The following is a 17,432-nucleotide window of genomic DNA, read 5'->3' on the forward strand; positions in this document are numbered from 1 at the left end:
ATCCACACCGAACCCGGAAGGCCCTCACCTGTTCAAGATCCCTCAACCGAGACCTGGCTCACCTGTCCACAACCTCCCCGGGCAGAACAGCTAGCCGAGGCTCCCGAAAGATCTCGCCCTCCTCCACGGCGAAGGAGACGTCGTCGACGGCGGGACGGCCCGCGTAGGCCTCGCGCAGTGCGGTGACGTCGATGACGGGTGTGCGGTCGGCGTACGGCGAGGGTCCGGGCGAGGCGGCGTCCGCCACATCGGCCGTCTCGCTCGAACGGGCATCAGCCGATCGGCTGATGCGGCCGTACGACCCGGCCGGTCCCGCCGTACGATCTGCCGAACTCGCAGGTCGTAGGAGCAACGGCCGCTTCGGGTCCGGCGGAAACTCGGTGGGCAGTGTCAGTGGCGATCCGTAGGCTCGCTGCTGATGGCCACGACACCCGCCTCCGCCCAGGATCGTTCCGCCGTGCGTACGCTGCTGCGCCTGTGGCCGTATGTGCGGCCCGTGCGAGCGCGGCTGTCCGGCGCCGCGTTCGTCGCGATACTCGCCTCCTGCGTGGGCCTGGTGATCCCGCTCGTCCTGAAGTGGATGGTGGACGGGCCGATCGCCGACAGGGACCCGGCCGGGGTGTGGCTCGGTGCGCTGTACCTGCTGCTGCTCGGCTTCGCCGAGGCCCTGTTGTTCGGGCTGCGGCGGTGGCTGGTGGCCCGTCCGCTCTCCCATGTCGAGGCGTCGATGCGGGCGGGTCTGTACCGGCACCTCCAGCGGCTGCCGGTGTCCTTCCACGACCGGTGGGCCTCGGGGCAGTTGCTGTCCCGGGCGACGACGGACCTGATGCTGCTGCGCCAGTTCCTCGCCTTTCCACTGACGTTCCTGCTGGTCAACGGGGTGACGATCCTCGTCGGCGTGATCATCATGCTGCTCCAGGACTGGACACTGGGGCTGGTCATCCTCGGGCCGGCCCTGCCCGTCATGGTCACCTGCGTGATCTTCGAGAAGCGATACGCCGCGATGGCCCGGCGCGCCCAGGACCAGGTCGGCGACCTGACGACGGTCGTCGAGGAGAGCGTGCTCGGCATCCGCGTCATCAAGGGCTTCGGCCGCCACCGCAGCCAGGCGCTGGCCTTCCGGGACCTGTCGGCGAAGCTGCGCGGCACGGAATTGCGCAAGGCGCGGCTGCTGGCCGCTATCTGGGGCGTCATCGTGACGCTGCCGGAGATGGCGATCGGTGCGGCGCTGGTGGTGGGCGTCGTCCAGGTGGCCGACGGCGCCCTGTCGGCGGGCACGCTGGTGGCGTTCCTGTCGACGGCGCTGGCGCTGCGGTGGCCGGTGGAGTCGATCGGGTTCCTGCTGGCGATGAGCCAGGAGGCGGCGACGGCGACGGAGCGGTACTTCGAGGTGATGGACGAGGACGTGGAGGGGGATACCCAGGGGGCGGCGGAGGGGACCACCGCCATCGCCGCCGCGGTCCCCGCCGCCGGCACCGTCTCCGGCAGGGTGGACGTCCGGGACAAGGGACTCCGCTTCCACGGGGTGCGCTTCCGCTACCCGGACGCCCCGCCCGGCACCCCGCCCGTCCTCCAGCACATCGACCTGCACATCCGCCCGGGCGAGTCCATGGCCCTGGTCGGCGCCACCGGCAGCGGCAAGACCACCCTGACCGCGCTCATCCCCCGCCTGTACGAGCTGACCTCGGGCCGCATCACCCTCGACGGCGTGGACATCACGGACCTCTCCAGACAAGCGCTGCGCGCCAAGGTCGCCGTGGCCTTCGAGGAGCCCACGCTGTTCTCGGCCGCGGTCGGCGACAACGTTCTCATGGGCGCGAAGGACACCGCCGGCACGGCCGGTCTGGAGCGTGCGCTCGCCGTCGCCCAGGCCGACTTCGTGTACGCCCTGCCCCAGGGCACGGACACCCGGGTGGGCGAGCAGGGCCTGAGCCTCTCCGGCGGCCAGCGCCAGCGGCTCGCGCTCGCCCGGGCCGTCGTCGGGCAGCCGGAGTTCCTCGTCCTCGACGACCCGCTGTCGGCCCTGGACGTGCACACCGAGGCCGCCGTGGAGGCCGCCCTGCGGCAGGTCCTCGTGAACACCACCGCCCTGATCGTGGCGCACCGCCCGTCCACCGTGCTGCTCGCCGACCGGGTCGCCCTGCTGTCCGGCGGCCGGATCACCGCGGTCGGCACCCACTACGAACTGCTGCGGACGAACGCCGAGTACGCGCATCTGATGTCAGGGGAAGAGGAGGGCGCACGATGACGGCGGCCACCAGCACACCGGCCGGCAGCACACCCGACGATCAACCCGACGACCGGCCCGGCGATCGGCCGGCCGCCACCGGCGATCCCTTCGACCAGGACGTCCTGCCCACCCCGCCGGGCGCCACCGGAGCCCTGCTCCGCTCCCTGCTCGCGCCCATGAAGGCCAGGGTGACGGTCACGACGGTCCTGCTGCTGCTCCAGCAGGCGGTCGTGCAGGCGGGTCCGCTGCTCGTGGCGTACGCCATCGACCGTGCCGTACCGGCGTTCCGGGCGCAGGACCACGGGCCGTTGATCGTGGTGGGCGTGGGCTACCTGGCGTGCGCGCTGGCCGCGGGCGGGCTGCAGTTCGCGTTCGTCGGCGCCGCGGCCCGGGTCAGCCAGGACGTGCTGCTGGATCTGCGGGGCCGGATCTTCCGTCACGCGCAGGCGCTGAGTGTCGACTTCCACGAGCGCTACACCTCGGGCCGGCTCATCTCCCGCTCCACGACCGACGTGGAGTCGCTGCGCGAACTGCTGGACGAGGGCCTCCAGGAGCTCGTGACCGTCATCCTCTCCTTCGTCTACATCTCGGTGATGCTGCTCTGGCTCGACCTGGGCCTCGGGGGCGTGGCGGTGGCGTCCCTGGTGCCGCTCCACGCGCTCGTGCGGTGGTACCAGCGGCGGGCCGGCCGGGTGTACCGGGCCCGGTCGACGGCCATCGCGGCCGTCATCGTCACGTTCGTCGAGACCATGAACGGCATCCGCCCGGTGCGCGCCTTCCGTCGCGAGGCGGTCAACGACGCGCACTTCGGCGTCCTCAACCGGCGCCACGAACGGGCCAACGGCGACGCGCTGCTGGAGATGGCCCGCTACGTCACCGGCTCCCGGCTGGTCGCCAACGCGGCGGTCGCGGCGATCGTGCTGTGGGGCGCCTACCGGGTCGCGGACGGCACGCTGGCCCTCGGTGTGCTGGCGGCGGCCGTGCTGTACCTGCGGCGGCTGTACGACCCGATCGACCGGCTCGGGATGTTCCTGAACTCCTACCAGTCGGCGGCCGCCTCCCTGGAGAAGATCGCCGGCCTGCTCGCGCAGACCCCGTCGGTCCCCGAGCCGGCCACCCCCCGGCAGCTCCCACCGCCGAAGAGCGAGCACCCCGGCCGCGCGGTGGTCTTCGACGGCGTCCGCTTCGGCTACCGCACCGGCGGCGAGGTGTTGCCCGCCTTCGACCTGACCCTCCCGGCCGGGCAGACGGTCGCGGTCGTGGGCTCCACGGGCGCCGGGAAGTCGACGCTGGCCAAGCTGCTGGCCCGGTTCTACGACCCTTCCGGCGGCCGGGTGCTGCTGGACGGCGTCGACCTGCGCGACCTCGCCGTGTCCGAACTGCGGCGCGGGGTGGTCATGGTGACGCAGGAGGCGTTCCTCTTCTCGGGCACGGTCGCCGACAACATCGCGATCGGCCGCCCGGACGCCACCCGCGAGGAAATCGAGCAGGCGGCGAAGGAGATCGGCGCACACGACTTCATCAGCGCCCTTCCCGACGGCTACGACACCGACGTGCGCAAGCGGGGCGGCCGTATCTCCGCCGGGCAGCGGCAACTGGTCGCCTTCGCCCGGGCGTTGCTGGCCGACCCGGCCGTGCTGATCCTCGACGAGGCGACCAGCTCGCTGGACATCCCCGGGGAGCGCGCGGTGCAGCGGGCCATGACGACGGTGCTGAAGGGCCGAACGGCCGTGGTCGTCGCCCACCGGCTGTCGACGGTGGAGATCGCGGACCGGGTCCTGGTGATGGAGCACGGCCGGATCGTGGAGGACGGCGAACCGGGCGAACTCATCGCCGGCACGGGCAGGTTCGCGGACCTGCACCGGGCCTGGCGGGACAGTCTGGCGTAGAGCGGCGGCGAGGAGCGGGCGGATGATCGACGCGTACGAGGACCCCGGCACACCCGACGACCGGAGCGGCGCCCGCTACCTGTGGTGGCTGGTCACCCGGCAGCCGGGGCGGTGCGCCGCCGGGGCGATGTTCGGCAGTGTGTGGATGGTGCTGCTGGCGGCGACGCCGTATCTGATGTCCCGGGCGATCGACGACGGCCTGGAGCCCGGCGACATGAGCGCGCTGGCGCTCTGGAGCGGCGCGCTGTTCGCGGTGGGCGCCTTCAACGCCTGGCTGAGCATCATGCGGCACCGCACGATGACACGGGTGCGGATGGACGCCAACTTCCGCACGGTGAAAGTGGTCGTCGGGCATGCGGCGCGGCTGGGTGCCTCTCTGCGGCGGCAAGCGGGCGCCGGGGAGGTCGTCACCATCGGCGTCAGCGACGTGCAGACGGTCAGCCAGTCGCTCACGGTCGTCGGACCAGGGGTCGGCGCTGTCGTGGGCTATCTGGTGATCGCCTTGCTGCTGGTGTCGGTCTCGGGGCTGGTGGCCCTGGTCGTGCTGCTCGGCCTTCCAGCGATCGCCCTGCTGGTCGGGCCGCTGCTCGGCCGGTTGCAGGGGTCGGAGAAGGAGTACCGCGAGCGGCAGGGCGTGCTGACCGCGCGGATCGGCGACCTCGCGGGCGGACTGCGGGTGCTCGGCGGCCTGGGCGGCAAGCAGCTGGTGGCGGACGCCTTCCGGCACGACTCGGTGCGACTGCGTGAGCAGGGGTACCGGGTGGGGGCGGTGACCAGCTGGGTGCAGGCGCTGGGGGTCGGGCTCCCGACCCTGTTCCTCGCGGTGGTGACCTGGCTGGCGGCCCGGCTCGCCGCGCAGGGCGACATCACCGTGGGTCAGTTGGTGTCCGTCTACGGCTATGTGGCCGTGCTGGTGTGGCCGGTGGCCTTCCTGGTCGAGTGCGGCTACCAGATCAGCCGGGGCCTGGTGTGCGCACGGCGCGTCGTACGGTTCCTGCGCCTGGAGCCGCTGGCCGACACCGGCACACGCGACGCCCCTTGCGAACCCTCGGCCCTGTACGACCCCGAGTCGGGCGTACACGTCCTGCCGGGCCGCCTGACGGCCTTGGTCGCCGAACACCCTGCGGACGCGACGACGGTGGTGGACCGCTTGGGCCGTTACGCCCCGTCGAACGCGACCTGGGGCGACAGGCGCCTGGACGACATCGCGCTGGATCAGATCCGGGCCCGCATCCTGGTGGCCGACCACGAATCCGACCTGTTCGCGGGGACCCTCCAGGACATGATCGCCCCGTCTTCCGGGGGCGCGGGAAACCGCGCCACAAGCCCCCACCGGCCGGCGCCCGCCGGGGCACTCCGGAAGGCACTCCACACAGCCGCGGCGGAAGACATCGTCCAAGCCCTCCCCAACGGCCTCGGCACCTCCATGTCCGCCCAGGCCCGCAACCTCAGCGGCGGCCAGCGCCAGCGCATCCGCCTGGCGAGAGCGCTCGTCACCGACCCGGAGATTCTCCTGACCATCGAGCCCACTTCAGCCCTCGACGCCCATACCGAAGCCATCGTCGCCGGCCGGCTCAGGGCCGCCCGGCAAGGCCGCACAACGGTCGTGACCACCACTTCTCCCCTCCTCCTGGACCGCACCGACACCGTCCAGTACCTGGTCGACGGGAAGGTCGCGGCATCCGGCACTCACCGCGAACTGCTCGACACCACCCCTGGCTACCGGGCCCTTGTCGCGAGGGACACCGAAGAGGTCCTGGGATGAGCCAGGGACACCTGCCGGTCGCCGGACGGGCCGACGTCCGACGCGCCCTGCTCGACCTCGTACGGGCCGATGGCCGTGCCTTCGGCGTCGTCCTGGCCCTGAACGCGCTGGCGGCCCTGGTCGGACTGGCCGGGCCGTGGCTGCTGGGCCGGATGATCGATGATGTGCGGGCCGGACGGGGGGTGGCCGCCGTGGACCGGCTTGCCCTGCTCCTCCTGCTGTGCGCGCTGGCGCAGGTTCTGCTGGCGCGCTGGGCCCGGTACCTGGGGCACCGCTTCGGGGAGCGGACGCTGGCCCGGGTGCGGGAGCGGTTCGTGGACCGGGCACTGGCGCTGCCCGCGTCTTCCGTGGAGCGCGCCGGCACCGGCGATCTGACGGCGCGCGGGACGGCGGACGTGACGACCGTCGGCAACACCCTGCGCGACGCGGGTCCGGTCCTGCTCGTCAACCTGGTTCAGGCGCTGTTCCTGGTCGCCGCGGTGTTCCTGACGGACCCGCTGCTCGGCGCTCTCACGGTGCTGGGGACGACGCCGATCTGGGTCGTGTTGCGCTGGTACCTGAACCGGGCCCGGGAGGGGTACCTCGCCGAGGGCGCTGCCACGTCGGGCGTGGCGGAGATCGTGACGTCGACGGCGGCCGGCGCCCGCACGGTCGAGGCGTTCGGGCTCCGGGAGCAACGCACGGCCGCGAGCCGGGACGCGCTGGAGACGTCCCGTCGGACCCGCTTCCACACGCTCTTCCTGCGCACGGTGTTCTTCCCGGTCGTGGAGACGTCATACGTCCTCCCGGTCGCCGGTGCGCTGGTGATCGGCGGCGCACTGTACTCGTCCGGCTCGATGAGCCTGGGAGCGGTGGTAGCGGCGGCCCTCTATCTCCAGCAGCTGAGCGCGCCGCTGGACGAGGTTCTGGTGCGGATCGAGCAACTCCAGTCCAGCGGCGCCTCCTTCGCGAGGGTGGAGGGGCTGGGCCGGGCGCCGCGCGCCGCCGGCGAGGGCGACTGTCCGGATCCGGACGGTGACCGCATCGACGTCACCGGGGTGCGCTATGCGTACGAGGGGGGCGTCGAGGTGCTGCGCGGCGTCGACCTGACGGTGCGGCCCGGGGAGCGGCTGGCCGTGGTCGGACCGTCCGGCGCAGGCAAGACCACGCTGAGCCGGCTGATGGCGGGCATCGACGCGCCGACCTCCGGCTCGGTGACGGTCGGCGGCGTGCCGGTCGTCGGGCTGGGGCCGGAGCGGCTGCGTCGCCAGGTCGTCCTGGTGACCCAGGAGCACCATGTGTTCCTGGGTTCGGTCCGCGACAACCTGCGGATCGCCGAACCGTCCGCCGGGGACGAGGAGTTGTGGCAGGCGCTGGCCGTGGTGGGCGCCGACGCGTGGGTGCGGGAGCTGCCGCAGGGCCTGGACACCCCTCTGGGCCAGGGCGGTTGCCGGACCGACGGCTCCCAGGCCCAGCAACTCGCCCTGGCCCGGGTGGTGCTGGCGGACCCGCACACGCTGATCCTGGACGAGGCGACCGCACTGCTCGACCCGACGACCGCCCGGCACACCGAGCGGGCCCTGGCCGCCGTCCTCGAAGGGCGCACGGTCATCGCCGTCGCGCACCGGCTGCACACCGCGCACGACGCCGATCGGGTGGCGGTGATGGAGGACGGCCGGCTGACCGAACTCGGCACGCACGACGAGCTGGTGGCGGCCGGCGGGGCCTATGCGGCGCTGTGGCACTCCTGGCACGGGGATCCGCCCGGGGACGGCGAAGTGTCCGTATAGCGAACATGAACTTCCGGACAACGAACCGTTTCCGGCCATAGTCTTGACGCGGTCCTGACAGAAAGCGCGCTCACCTGCCACGCTTCCCACGACTGCTCCACAGGAACCCCACAGCAACACCTCCACCTCCCCAGGCCGGGCGACCCCCGGTCCCGCAGAAGGAGTCAGTGTTGAGAAGCAGTTCCTCGCGTAGAGGCACCTCCCACAGACGCACTCCCCACACCACCCGCCGTACCGCGGCCGTGGCCCTCGCCGGCGTCGCCGCGCTGATCGCCGCCGCCGTCCAGAGCGGCACCGCCGTCGCAGCCCCTCCGACGGCACCGTCGGCCGCGAGCAAGGCGGCCCCCGGCTCGGAATCGGTCAGGCTCAGCCCCGCGCAGCGCGCAGCGCTGATCCGCGACGCCGAGGCCGGCAAGGCGCGCACGGCCCGCGACCTGGGCCTCGGCGCCAAGGAGAAACTGGTCGTCCGGGACGTCCTGAAGGACCGTGACGGCACCGTGCACACGCGCTACGAGCGCACCTACGACGGCCTGCCGGTCCTCGGCGGCGACCTGGTCGTGCAGAGCACGAAGGCGGACGCCACGGCGGCCGTCGTGAAGGCCACCCGCGCCGCCGTCAAGCCGGCCACGACGAAGACCGCGGTGCCCGCCGCGAAGGCCCGGCAGCAGGCCCTGACCGCCGGCAAGGCCGACGAGGCCAAGAACCCCGGCATCAACCGCGAGCCCCGCAAGGTGATCTGGGCCGCGAGCGGCAAGCCGGTCGTGGCCTACGAGACGGTCGTCGGCGGCTTCCAGCACGACGGCACCCCGCAGGAACTGCACGTCGTCACCGACGCCACCACCGGCGCGAAGCTGTACGAGTGGGAGGCCATCGAGACCGGCACCGGCAACACGGTGTACTCCGGCACGGTCGACCTCACCACCACCCAGTCCGGGTCGACGTACAACCTCACCGACGGCGCCCGCGGCGGCCACAAGACGTACAACCTCAACCGCGGCACCTCCGGCACCGGCACCCTCTTCTCCGGCCCGGACGACGTGTGGGGCAACGGCAGCCCGTCCAACCTGGAGTCCGCGGGTGCCGACGCGCACTACGGTGCGGCACTGACCTGGGACTACTACAAGAACGTGCACGGCCGCTCCGGCATCCGCGGGGACGGCGTGGGCGCGTACTCCCGGGTCCACTACGGCAACAACTACGTCAACGCGTTCTGGTCGGACAGCTGCTTCTGCATGACCTACGGCGACGGCTCGGGCAACGCGAACCCCCTGACGTCGATCGACGTGGCCGCGCACGAGATGACCCACGGGCTCACCTCGAACACCGCCGGTCTGAACTACAGCGGCGAGTCCGGCGGTCTGAACGAGGCCACCTCCGACATCTTCGGATCGACGGTCGAGTTCTACGCGAACAACTCCTCCGACGTCGGTGACTACCTCATCGGCGAGGAAATCAACATCAACGGCGACGGCACGCCGCTGCGCTACATGGACAAGCCGAGCAAGGACGGCTCGTCCAAGGACGCGTGGTACTCGGGCATCGGCTCGATCGACGTGCACTACTCCTCGGGCCCGGCGAACCACTTCTTCTACCTGCTCTCCGAGGGCAGCGGCACCAAGACGATCAACGGTGTCACCTACAACTCGCCCACCTCGGACGGCCTTCCGGTCACCGGCATCGGCCGGGACAAGGCGGAGAAGATCTGGTTCCGCGCGCTCACCACGAAGTTCACCTCGACCACCAACTACGCGGGGGCCCGCACCGGCACCCTCGCGGCCACCGGTGAGCTCTACGGCACGGACAGCGCCGAGTACAAGGCGGTCCAGCACGCGTGGGCGGGCATCAACGTCGGCACCCGCCCCGGCGACGGAGGAGGCGGCGGCACGTCCTTCGAGAACACCGCCGACGTGGCGATCCCGGACCGGGGCGCGGCGGTCACCTCGTCGGTCACCGTCTCCGGCCGGACGGGCAACGCGCCGTCCAACCTTCAGGTCGCGGTGGACATCGTCCACACCTACATCGGTGACCTCAAGGTCGAGCTGGTCGCCCCCGACGGCACGGCGTACACCCTGAAGGGGTACGGCACCGGCGGAAGCGCCGACAACATCAACACCACCTACACGGTGAACGCCTCCTCCGAGGTGGCCAACGGCGTGTGGAAGCTGCGGGTGCAGGACAACGCGGCTGCCGACACCGGCTACATCAACAGCTGGAAGCTGACGTTCCCGTAGGCCCTTGAGTCAGGGCGCCGCCCCGGTGGGTTCGAATCCCCCGGGGCGGCGTCCGTTTCACCTGTTCTCGGGTACATCTGGTCGTCGTTTTCCGGCCAACATCACGCCTCACTCCTGACATGTACGCGCCCTTGGTGCCACTCTTCCCCCACGCCGCACAGCACCGCAGCACTTCCCCCACAACGAGGAGCTCGTGTGTCCACCCCTCTCTACGCGCGTCAAAAGCGCGCCACGCTCGCCATCGCCACCGCCGTCGCCGCCGGCGCCCTGCTCACCACCGGACTGACGTCCGGCAGCAGCGTCGCGGCGGACTCCGCGAGCAAGCCGGTCCTCGCCGCCGCCCCCATGCTGCTCTCGGCGCCCGCCCGCACGGCGCTCATCCAGGAGCAGCAGGCGGACGCCACGCGGACCGCCGACGAGATAGGCCTCGGCGCCCAGGAGAAGCTGGTCGTCAGGGACGTCGTGAAGGACGCCGACGGCTCGGTCCACACCCGCTACGAGCGCACCTACGCGGGCCTGCCGGTCCTCGGCGGTGACCTCGTGGTGCACGAGTCGAAGTCCGGCGAGACCAAGGGCGTCACCAGAGCCACCAAGGCGGCCCTGAAGGTCGCCTCGCTCAAACCCGCGGTCACCGCCGCCAAGGCGGAGAAGCAGGCCGTCACCCTCGCCAAGGCGGCCGGCTCGGCCAAGACCGAGGCGAACTCCGCTCCGCGCAAGGTGATCTGGGCGGCCGACGGCAAGCCGGTCCTCGCCTACGAGACCGTCGTCGGCGGCCTCCAGGAGGACGGCACCCCGAACGAGCTGCACGTCGTCACCGACGCCGCCACCGGCAAGAAGCTCTACGAGTACCAGGGCATCGAGACCGGCACCGGCAACACCGCGTACAGCGGCAAGGTCACCCTCGGCACCACGAAGTCCGGGTCGTCCTACAACCTGACGGACGGCACGCGCGGCGGCCACAAGACGTACAACCTCAACCGCGGCACCTCCGGCACCGGCACCCTCTTCTCCGGCTCCGACGACGTCTGGGGCACCGGCAGCCCCTCCAACCTGGAGACCGCCGCCGCCGACGCCCACTACGGCGCCCAGGTGACCTGGGACTTCTACAAGAACACCTTCGGCCGCAGCGGCATCCGCAACGACGGCAAGGCCGCCTACTCACGCGTCCACTACGGCAACAACTACGTCAACGCCTTCTGGTCCGACAGTTGCTTCTGCATGACCTACGGCGACGGCTCGGGCAACACCCACCCGCTGACCTCGCTCGACGTGGCCGCCCACGAGATGAGCCACGGCCTGACGTCGGTTACGGCGCGCCTCAACTACAGCGGTGAGTCCGGCGGCCTGAACGAGGCGACCAGCGACATCTTCGCCGCGGGCGCGGAGTTCTACGCCAACAACTCCTCCGACGTCGGTGACTACCTCATCGGTGAGAAGATCGACATCAACGGCGACGGCACCCCGCTGCGCTACATGGACAAGCCCAGCAAGGACGGCGACTCCGCCGACGCCTGGTCCTCCAGCCTCGGCAGCCTGGACGTCCACTACTCCTCGGGCCCCGCCAACCACTTCTTCTACCTGCTGTCCGAGGGCAGCGGCTCGAAGACGATCAACGGCGTGACCTACAACTCGCCCACCTCCAACGGCTCCACGGTCACCGGCATCGGCCGGACCAAGGCGCTGCAGATCTGGTACAAGGCGCTGACGACGTACATGACGTCGACGACCAAGTACGCGCAGGCCCGTACGGCGACCCTGAACGCGGCCTCCGCGCTGTACGGCGCCTCCAGCACCGAGTACAAGGCGGTCGCGGCCGCCTGGTCGGCCGTGAACGTCGGCTGACCGAAGCACGACCACAGGGCGGTACCCGGGACGCAGTCCGGTCCGGGTACCGCCCTACTCTTGGTGACCGTGTCTTATCCGGATCCGAAGGACTTCACCTACGCCGATGTCGGCGCCACCCGCGACCAGGGCTTCTGCCCGCCGGGCTTCCATCTCATGAACGTCCGCACCCGTCTCGGCGAGGGCGCGGAGGTCTTCCGGCGGGCCTCGGAGGCGGTCCTCACCTGGGAGATGCACCGCGCGATGGGCGTGGGCCTCGACGCGGGCGCGGAACGAGCCGCCCCCGGTGTCGACGTCACCGTCACCCTGGCCGGCATGATCAAGGCTCCCTGCCGCGTGGTCTGGACGGTCGAGGAACCCCGCCGGGCGGGCTGGGCCTACGGCACGCTGCCCGGCCACCCGGAGACCGGCGAGGAGTCCTTCGTGGTCGACCGCACCGGCGACGGCACCGTCTGGTTGACGGTGAACGCCTTCAGCCGCGCGGCGAAGTGGTACGCACGCGCCGGGGGCCCGGCAACCCGAGGCCTCCAGCACGCCTACGCACGCAGGTGCGGCGCCGTCCTGCGGACCTTGTCGACCCAGGGTGGTGCCGACACCTGAGGGGCGCGGGGCTCATCGATGTGCGGCTCCGCCGCGTGGGCGCGAGCCGTCCCCGCGCACCCGCAGGCGCTACTCACCGCATCAACAACCCCGCGGCCTCCACCAGTTCCTCGGACGGCCCGGCCACAAGCCCCAACTCCGCGCTCGAAGCCAGAAGCCGATGCGCCGGAAGGATCCGCACCGTGTACCCGAAAGGCCCGGTGCGATCCAGCGACAAGGGCCCCTCATACACCCAGCGCCCGTCCTGGTCGGGTGACCCCACCGGCTTCAGGGGGACGACCGTCGCGTCACCGATCCGGTCCTGCTCGTCCACCCTGCCGGAGACCACCTGCACCTCGACGTCGTCCGGCCCGAGGTCCCCGAGCCCGACCCGCACCCGTAGAGCGAGTGTCGTGCCGAGTTCCGCCAGGGCCGCCGAGGCCGATGTCTCGACGTGGTCGACCGTGACCCCCGGCCAGGCCGCGCGCACCCGCCCCTTCCATTCGGCGAGCTCCCGCGCCGAGTCCGGTTCCAGCGAGCGGTGGGCGAGGGCCGCCGGCGCGTAGAGCCGCTCCACGTACTCGCGGACCATCCGCCCCGCGAGCACCTTCGGCCCGAGCAGGCTCAGCGTGTGCCGGACCATCTCGATCCACCGGTCGGGCAGACCGCTCCGGCCGCGCTCGTAGAAGCGGGGCGCCACCCGCTGCTCCAGCAGGTCGTACAGCGCCGCGGCCTCTATGTCGTCACGGTGGTCCGGGTCGGTCCCGGCCCCGTCCGCCGTGGGGATGGCCCAGCCGAAGTCGGGCTGGAACCACTCGTCCCACCAGCCGTCGAGCACGGACAGGTTGAGACAGCCGTTGAGCGCCGCCTTCATGCCGGAGGTGCCACAGGCCTCCAGTGGCCTGAGCGGGTTGTTGAGCCAGATGTCGCAGCCGGGGTAGAGCTTCTGCGCCATCGCCATGCCGTAGTCCGGCAGGAACACGATCCGGTGCCGCACCCGCGGGTCGTCCGCGAACCGCACCAGTTCCTGCACCAGCCGCTTCCCGCCCTCGTCCGCGGGGTGCGCCTTGCCCGCCACGACGATCTGGATCGGCCGCTCGGGGTGCAGCAGCAGGTCCATCAGCCGGTCCCGGTCGCGCAGCATCAGCGTCAGGCGCTTGTACGAGGGGACGCGCCGGGCGAAGCCGATGGTGAGGACGTCCGGGTCGAGCACGTCGTCGATCCAGCCCAGCTCGGCCGTATGGGCGCCGCGCTGCCGCCAGGAGGCCCGCAGCCGCTCGCGCACCTCGGTCACGAGCTGCTCGCGCAGCACCCGCCGCAGCTCGAAGATGTCCTGGTCGGGGATGTCGGCGACCGCGTCCCAGCGGTCGGAGCCGCCGACGGCCAGGGCGTCCTCGGCGCGCTGGGCACCGATCTGCCGGGCGCCGAGCCGGAACACCTCGGGGGCGACCCAGGTGGGCGCGTGCACGCCGTTGGTCACGGACGTGATCGGCACCTCGTCGGCGTCGAATCCTGGCCACAGCCCGGCGAACATCTCCCGGCTCACGTTGCCGTGCAGCAGGGAGACGCCGTTGGCGCGCTGGGCCAGGCGCAGGCCCATGACGGCCATGTTGAACAGGTTGGGCTCCCCGCCGGGGTAGGTCTCCATGCCGAGCCGCAGGACGCGCTCGACGTCGATGCGGGGCAGCTCGGCGTCGGGGCCGAAGTGACGGGCGACCAGCGCCCGGTCGAAGCGGTCGATGCCGGCCGGGACGGGGGTGTGGGTGGTGAAGACCGTCCCGGCGCGGACCGATTCCAGCGCGGAGTCGAAGTCCAGCCCCCCGTCGCAGAGTTCCGCGATGCGCTCCAGGCCGAGGAACCCGGCGTGCCCCTCGTTGGTGTGGAAGACCTCCGGTTCGGGGTGGCCGGTCAGCCGGCAGTACGTCCGTACCGCCCGGACCCCTCCTATGCCGAGGAGCATCTCCTGGAGCAGCCGGTGCTCGCTGCCGCCGCCGTAGAGCCGGTCGGTCACGCCGCGCTCGCCGAGGTCGTTCTCCTCGACGTCGGAGTCCAGCATCAGCAGCGGGACCCGGCCGACCTGCGCCAGCCAGATGCGGGCGTGCAGCTGCCTGCCGCCGGGCAGGGCGAGGGCGACCTGGGCGGGCGTGCCGTCGGGCTCCTCGAGCTGGGCGACGGGCAGCTCGTTCGGGTCGAGGACCGGGTAGTGCTCCTGCTGCCAGCCGTCCCGGGACAGGGTCTGGCGGAAGTAGCCGTGCCGGTAGAGCAGGCCGACGCCGATCAGCGGGACTCCGAGATCGCTGGCCGCCTTGAGGTGGTCGCCGGCCAGGATGCCGAGGCCGCCGGAGTACTGGGGCAGGGCGGCCGTGATGCCGAACTCCGGTGAGAAGTAGGCGATCGCGGCGGGCAGTTCCTCCGGCTGGGTCTGGTACCAGCGGTCGCCGGTGGTGTAGTCGTGCAGATCGCCCGCGACCGCGGTGAGCCGGCGCAGGAACGGGCGGTCCTGGGCCAGCTCCGCCAGCCGCGCGGGCGGCACGCTGCCGAGCAGCCGGACGGGGTCGCCGCCCGAGGCCGCCCAGCGCTCGGGGTCGACGGACCGGAACAGGTCACGGGTCTCCGCATGCCACGACCAGCGCAGGTTGCGGGCCAGATCACTGAGGGGCCGGAGGGGGTCGGGGAGAACGGGTCGGACGGTGAATCGACGGATCGCCTTCACGGGTTCCACCTCGGCGCGTTCGCTGGATTTCGCAGGGCTTCGACGACGTCTCCTACGACAGTACCGGCGTCGGCGCCCCCGCCGCTGAAGCTCCGCCACCGGACCCCCGATCGGCCTGAACAGCACCATCCGCGGATATGGCCGATTCCACCCCCATAGGCGTCCTTGTGGTGCTCCGCCCGTCACGAGAGGCTGCCTCTGGCGTACCGGCCCGCACCCGCCGCTCGCGGCGCCACGCGGCAGCCGTACGCCGAGTCGAGGAGGGGAACTCGAACCATGGCTCGGACGCGCGAGCGGCGTCTGCGCCGGACGGGGGGCCTGACCGCGCTGCTCTGCGCCGCGGCGTTTTCGGCCACTGCCCTGCCCGCGCACGCCGTACCGGAGGGGCGGATACTCGGCGCCGGATCACCCGGCTCCGTGCACGGAAGCTACCTGGTGACGCTGAAGGAGGGCACAGGGGCCCGGTCGGCGGCCGGAAAGGGCCTCGCCGAACAGTACGGGGTGGAGATCAGCCACACCTACGGCACGGTCCTCAACGGTTACGCGGTCCGGGCGGACGAGCAACGGGCCGGGCGGCTGGCCGCCGATCCCCGGGTCGCCTCGGTCGTCCAGGACACCCGGGTACGGCTGGACGGCACCCAGCGCAACCCGCCGTCCTGGGGGCTGGACCGCGTCGACCAGCCGAAGCTGCCGCTGGACCGGAGCTACACCTGGCCGGGGCAGGCCGGTGCGGGGGTGACGGTGTATGTGATCGACACCGGTGTCCGGACCACCCACAAGGACTTCGCGGGCCGGGCGAGCCACGGCTGGGACTTCGTCGGGAACGACCGGGTCGCCTCGGACGCAGGCGGTCACGGCACGCACGTCGCCGGCACCGTCGCGGGGACGGTCCACGGCCTCGCCAAGAAGGCCCGGATCGTCTCCGTGCGGGTCCTCGACGCCGCGGGCGGCGGCACCACGGCCAGGGTGATCGCCGGGATCGACTGGGTGACCCGGCACGCGAAGAAGCCCGCGGTCGCCAACCTCAGCCTGGGCGGCCCGCGCAACGACCGGCTGGACGCCGCGGTCCGTGCCTCCATCGCCTCCGGCGTCACTTACACGGTCGCCGCGGGCAACGACGGGATGCCGGCCGGTTTGTACTCCCCGGGCGGCGTCAAGCAGGCCGTCACGGTCGGCGCGACCGACCGGGGGGATGCGAAACCGGCCTTCTCCAACGACGGCCCCGCCCTCGATCTGTTCGCCCCGGGCGTCGCCATCACCTCGGCGTCGGCGGCGAGCGACACCGCGCGGGCGACCTGGTCGGGTACCTCGATGGCGTCTCCGCATGCCGCGGGTGTGGCCGCGCTCTATCTGGCCGATCATCGACAAGCGACTCCGGCGCAGGTCGGGAGGGCTTTGAGCACCGCGGCGGCGACCGGGAAGGTCGTGGGCCGGGGCATCGGTTCGCCGGACAAGTTATTACGGGTGCCGCGGGGGTAGGGCGAAGGAACAGCCACGCCGGAGGGCCGGCCTCGTCCGTCGTGGACGAGGCCGGTCTTGTGTGTCGACATACGCGTGAGTAGTTAACAAAGTGCCGGATTGCCCACCCGAAGAGGGTGGGAAGGCTCCTGCGGGTACCCCTCTCAGGAGCACCACGCAGGACCCACCTCCCCACACACATCCGCCTACCCACGTTGACGCGGACAGGAGCGGTCATGCCCGCCAAGCACCATTCGCCAGCACCCCCCAACCGCCGCACCACCGGGGCGCGCGCACCCGGCGGTGAAGCACGCCCCGCGCGTCCGGCCGACGCCGGTCCACCGGCCTCGCCACCACCACCCGTGAGCGAGACGACCGCGGTCGGGCGCATACCCGTCCTGGATGTCCGCCCGGTGGTCCAGCACGGCCGCCGGCCGGCCAAGGCCGTCACCGGTGAGACCTTCGAGATCTCGGCGACCGTGTTCCGGGAGGGGCACGACGCGGTGGCCGCCAATGTCGTCCTGAAGGACCCCGAGGGCCGCCCCGGTCCGTGGACGCCCCTGCGGGAGCTGACCCCGGGGACGGACCGGTGGGGAGCCACGGTCACCGCCGGGGAACCCGGCCTGTGGACGTTCACCGTCGAGGCTTGGGGGGACCCGGTCAGTACCTGGCGCCACCATGCCCGGATCAAGATCCCCGCGGGCATGGACACGGACGTCGTCCTGGAGGAGGGCGCGCGTCTGTACGAGCGGGCGGCCGCCGGTGTGCCCGAGGAGGAGGGACTGCGCGACGTGATCCTCACCGCCGTCGATGCCCTGCGGGACGAGAGCCGTCCCGCGGCGTCTCGTCTGGCGGCGGCGCTGACGCCGGAGGTGGACGAGGTCCTGGCCCGGCATCCGCTGCGGGAGCTCGTCACCAGCAGCGAGCCGTTGCCGCTGCTGGTGGAGCGGGAGCGG

General features: G+C 71.8%; 11 protein-coding genes. 9 read left to right on the forward strand and 2 right to left on the reverse strand.

The window, feature by feature from the left end; all coding sequences use genetic code 11:
• Window positions 1-58: 58 nt before the first annotated feature.
• A complete protein-coding gene (locus tag ACIQHQ_RS37240) occupies window positions 59-247 on the reverse strand; it encodes a hypothetical protein (protein WP_402621230.1) in 189 nt (62 codons plus the stop codon).
• A gap of 171 nt (window positions 248-418) precedes the next feature.
• Here ACIQHQ_RS37240 and ACIQHQ_RS37245 point away from each other — a divergent pair, with 171 nt between their 5' ends.
• The 7 genes from ACIQHQ_RS37245 to ACIQHQ_RS37275 all read left to right on the forward strand — a co-directional run bounded on the left by ACIQHQ_RS37245 (window position 419) and on the right by ACIQHQ_RS37275 (window position 12,326).
• A complete protein-coding gene (locus tag ACIQHQ_RS37245; protein WP_402621232.1) occupies window positions 419-2,248 on the forward strand; it encodes an ABC transporter ATP-binding protein in 1,830 nt (609 codons plus the stop codon).
• Window positions 2,245-4,119 (forward strand): ABC transporter ATP-binding protein, encoded by a 1,875-nt coding sequence (locus ACIQHQ_RS37250; protein WP_402621235.1) that lies wholly within the window; start codon window positions 2,245-2,247, stop codon window positions 4,117-4,119. The genes ACIQHQ_RS37245 and ACIQHQ_RS37250 overlap by 4 nt, the downstream gene beginning before the upstream one ends.
• A 22-nt stretch (window positions 4,120-4,141) precedes the next feature.
• The gene (locus ACIQHQ_RS37255) at window positions 4,142-5,884 is read left to right on the forward strand and encodes an ABC transporter transmembrane domain-containing protein (protein WP_402621238.1); all 1,743 of its coding nucleotides are present in this window, start codon (window positions 4,142-4,144) and stop codon (window positions 5,882-5,884) included.
• Entirely contained in the window at window positions 5,881-7,653 is a 1,773-nt protein-coding gene (locus ACIQHQ_RS37260; RefSeq protein ID WP_402621241.1) for an ABC transporter ATP-binding protein, read from the forward strand. The genes ACIQHQ_RS37255 and ACIQHQ_RS37260 overlap by 4 nt, the downstream gene beginning before the upstream one ends.
• A 170-nt stretch (window positions 7,654-7,823) precedes the next feature.
• Window positions 7,824-9,884, forward strand: coding sequence for a M4 family metallopeptidase (locus ACIQHQ_RS37265; protein WP_402621244.1), 2,061 nt, complete (start codon window positions 7,824-7,826; stop codon window positions 9,882-9,884).
• A gap of 195 nt (window positions 9,885-10,079) precedes the next feature.
• Window positions 10,080-11,726 carry a M4 family metallopeptidase gene (locus ACIQHQ_RS37270; RefSeq protein WP_402621247.1) on the forward strand — a complete coding sequence of 549 codons (1,647 nt, stop codon included), beginning with the start codon at window positions 10,080-10,082 and terminating at the stop codon, window positions 11,724-11,726.
• A gap of 60 nt (window positions 11,727-11,786) precedes the next feature.
• A complete protein-coding gene (locus ACIQHQ_RS37275) occupies window positions 11,787-12,326 on the forward strand; it encodes a DUF1990 domain-containing protein (RefSeq protein WP_402621249.1) in 540 nt (179 codons plus the stop codon).
• Window positions 12,327-12,399: 73 nt separating this feature from the next.
• Here the strand turns inward: ACIQHQ_RS37275 and ACIQHQ_RS37280 are convergent, their stop codons facing one another.
• A complete protein-coding gene (locus ACIQHQ_RS37280) occupies window positions 12,400-15,018 on the reverse strand; it encodes a glycosyltransferase family 1 protein (protein ID WP_402621252.1) in 2,619 nt (872 codons plus the stop codon).
• Between the two features lie 276 nt (window positions 15,019-15,294).
• Here ACIQHQ_RS37280 and ACIQHQ_RS37285 point away from each other — a divergent pair, with 276 nt between their 5' ends.
• Window positions 15,295-16,497, forward strand: a complete 1,203-nt coding sequence (locus ACIQHQ_RS37285; protein ID WP_402621255.1) for a S8 family peptidase — start codon at window positions 15,295-15,297, stop codon at window positions 16,495-16,497.
• Between the two features lie 215 nt (window positions 16,498-16,712).
• The coding region (locus ACIQHQ_RS37290; RefSeq protein ID WP_402621257.1) for a maltotransferase domain-containing protein at window positions 16,713-17,432 on the forward strand (720 nt) is incomplete at its 3' end.

It is taken from the genome of Streptomyces sp. NPDC092370 (genome assembly GCF_044755265.1).
Taxonomy (GTDB): Bacteria; Actinomycetota; Actinomycetes; order Streptomycetales; family Streptomycetaceae; genus Streptomyces.

Coding starts and splice junctions, on each gene's coding strand:
- ACIQHQ_RS37255 (WP_402621238.1), top strand. CDS start 4,142: ATGATCGACGCGTACGAGGACCCCGGCACACCCGACGACCGGAGCGGC.
- ACIQHQ_RS37285 (WP_402621255.1), top strand. CDS start 15,295: ATGGCTCGGACGCGCGAGCGGCGTCTGCGCCGGACGGGGGGCCTGACC.
- ACIQHQ_RS37250 (WP_402621235.1), top strand. CDS start 2,245: ATGACGGCGGCCACCAGCACACCGGCCGGCAGCACACCCGACGATCAA.
- ACIQHQ_RS37260 (WP_402621241.1), top strand. CDS start 5,881: ATGAGCCAGGGACACCTGCCGGTCGCCGGACGGGCCGACGTCCGACGC.
- ACIQHQ_RS37245 (WP_402621232.1), top strand. CDS start 419: ATGGCCACGACACCCGCCTCCGCCCAGGATCGTTCCGCCGTGCGTACG.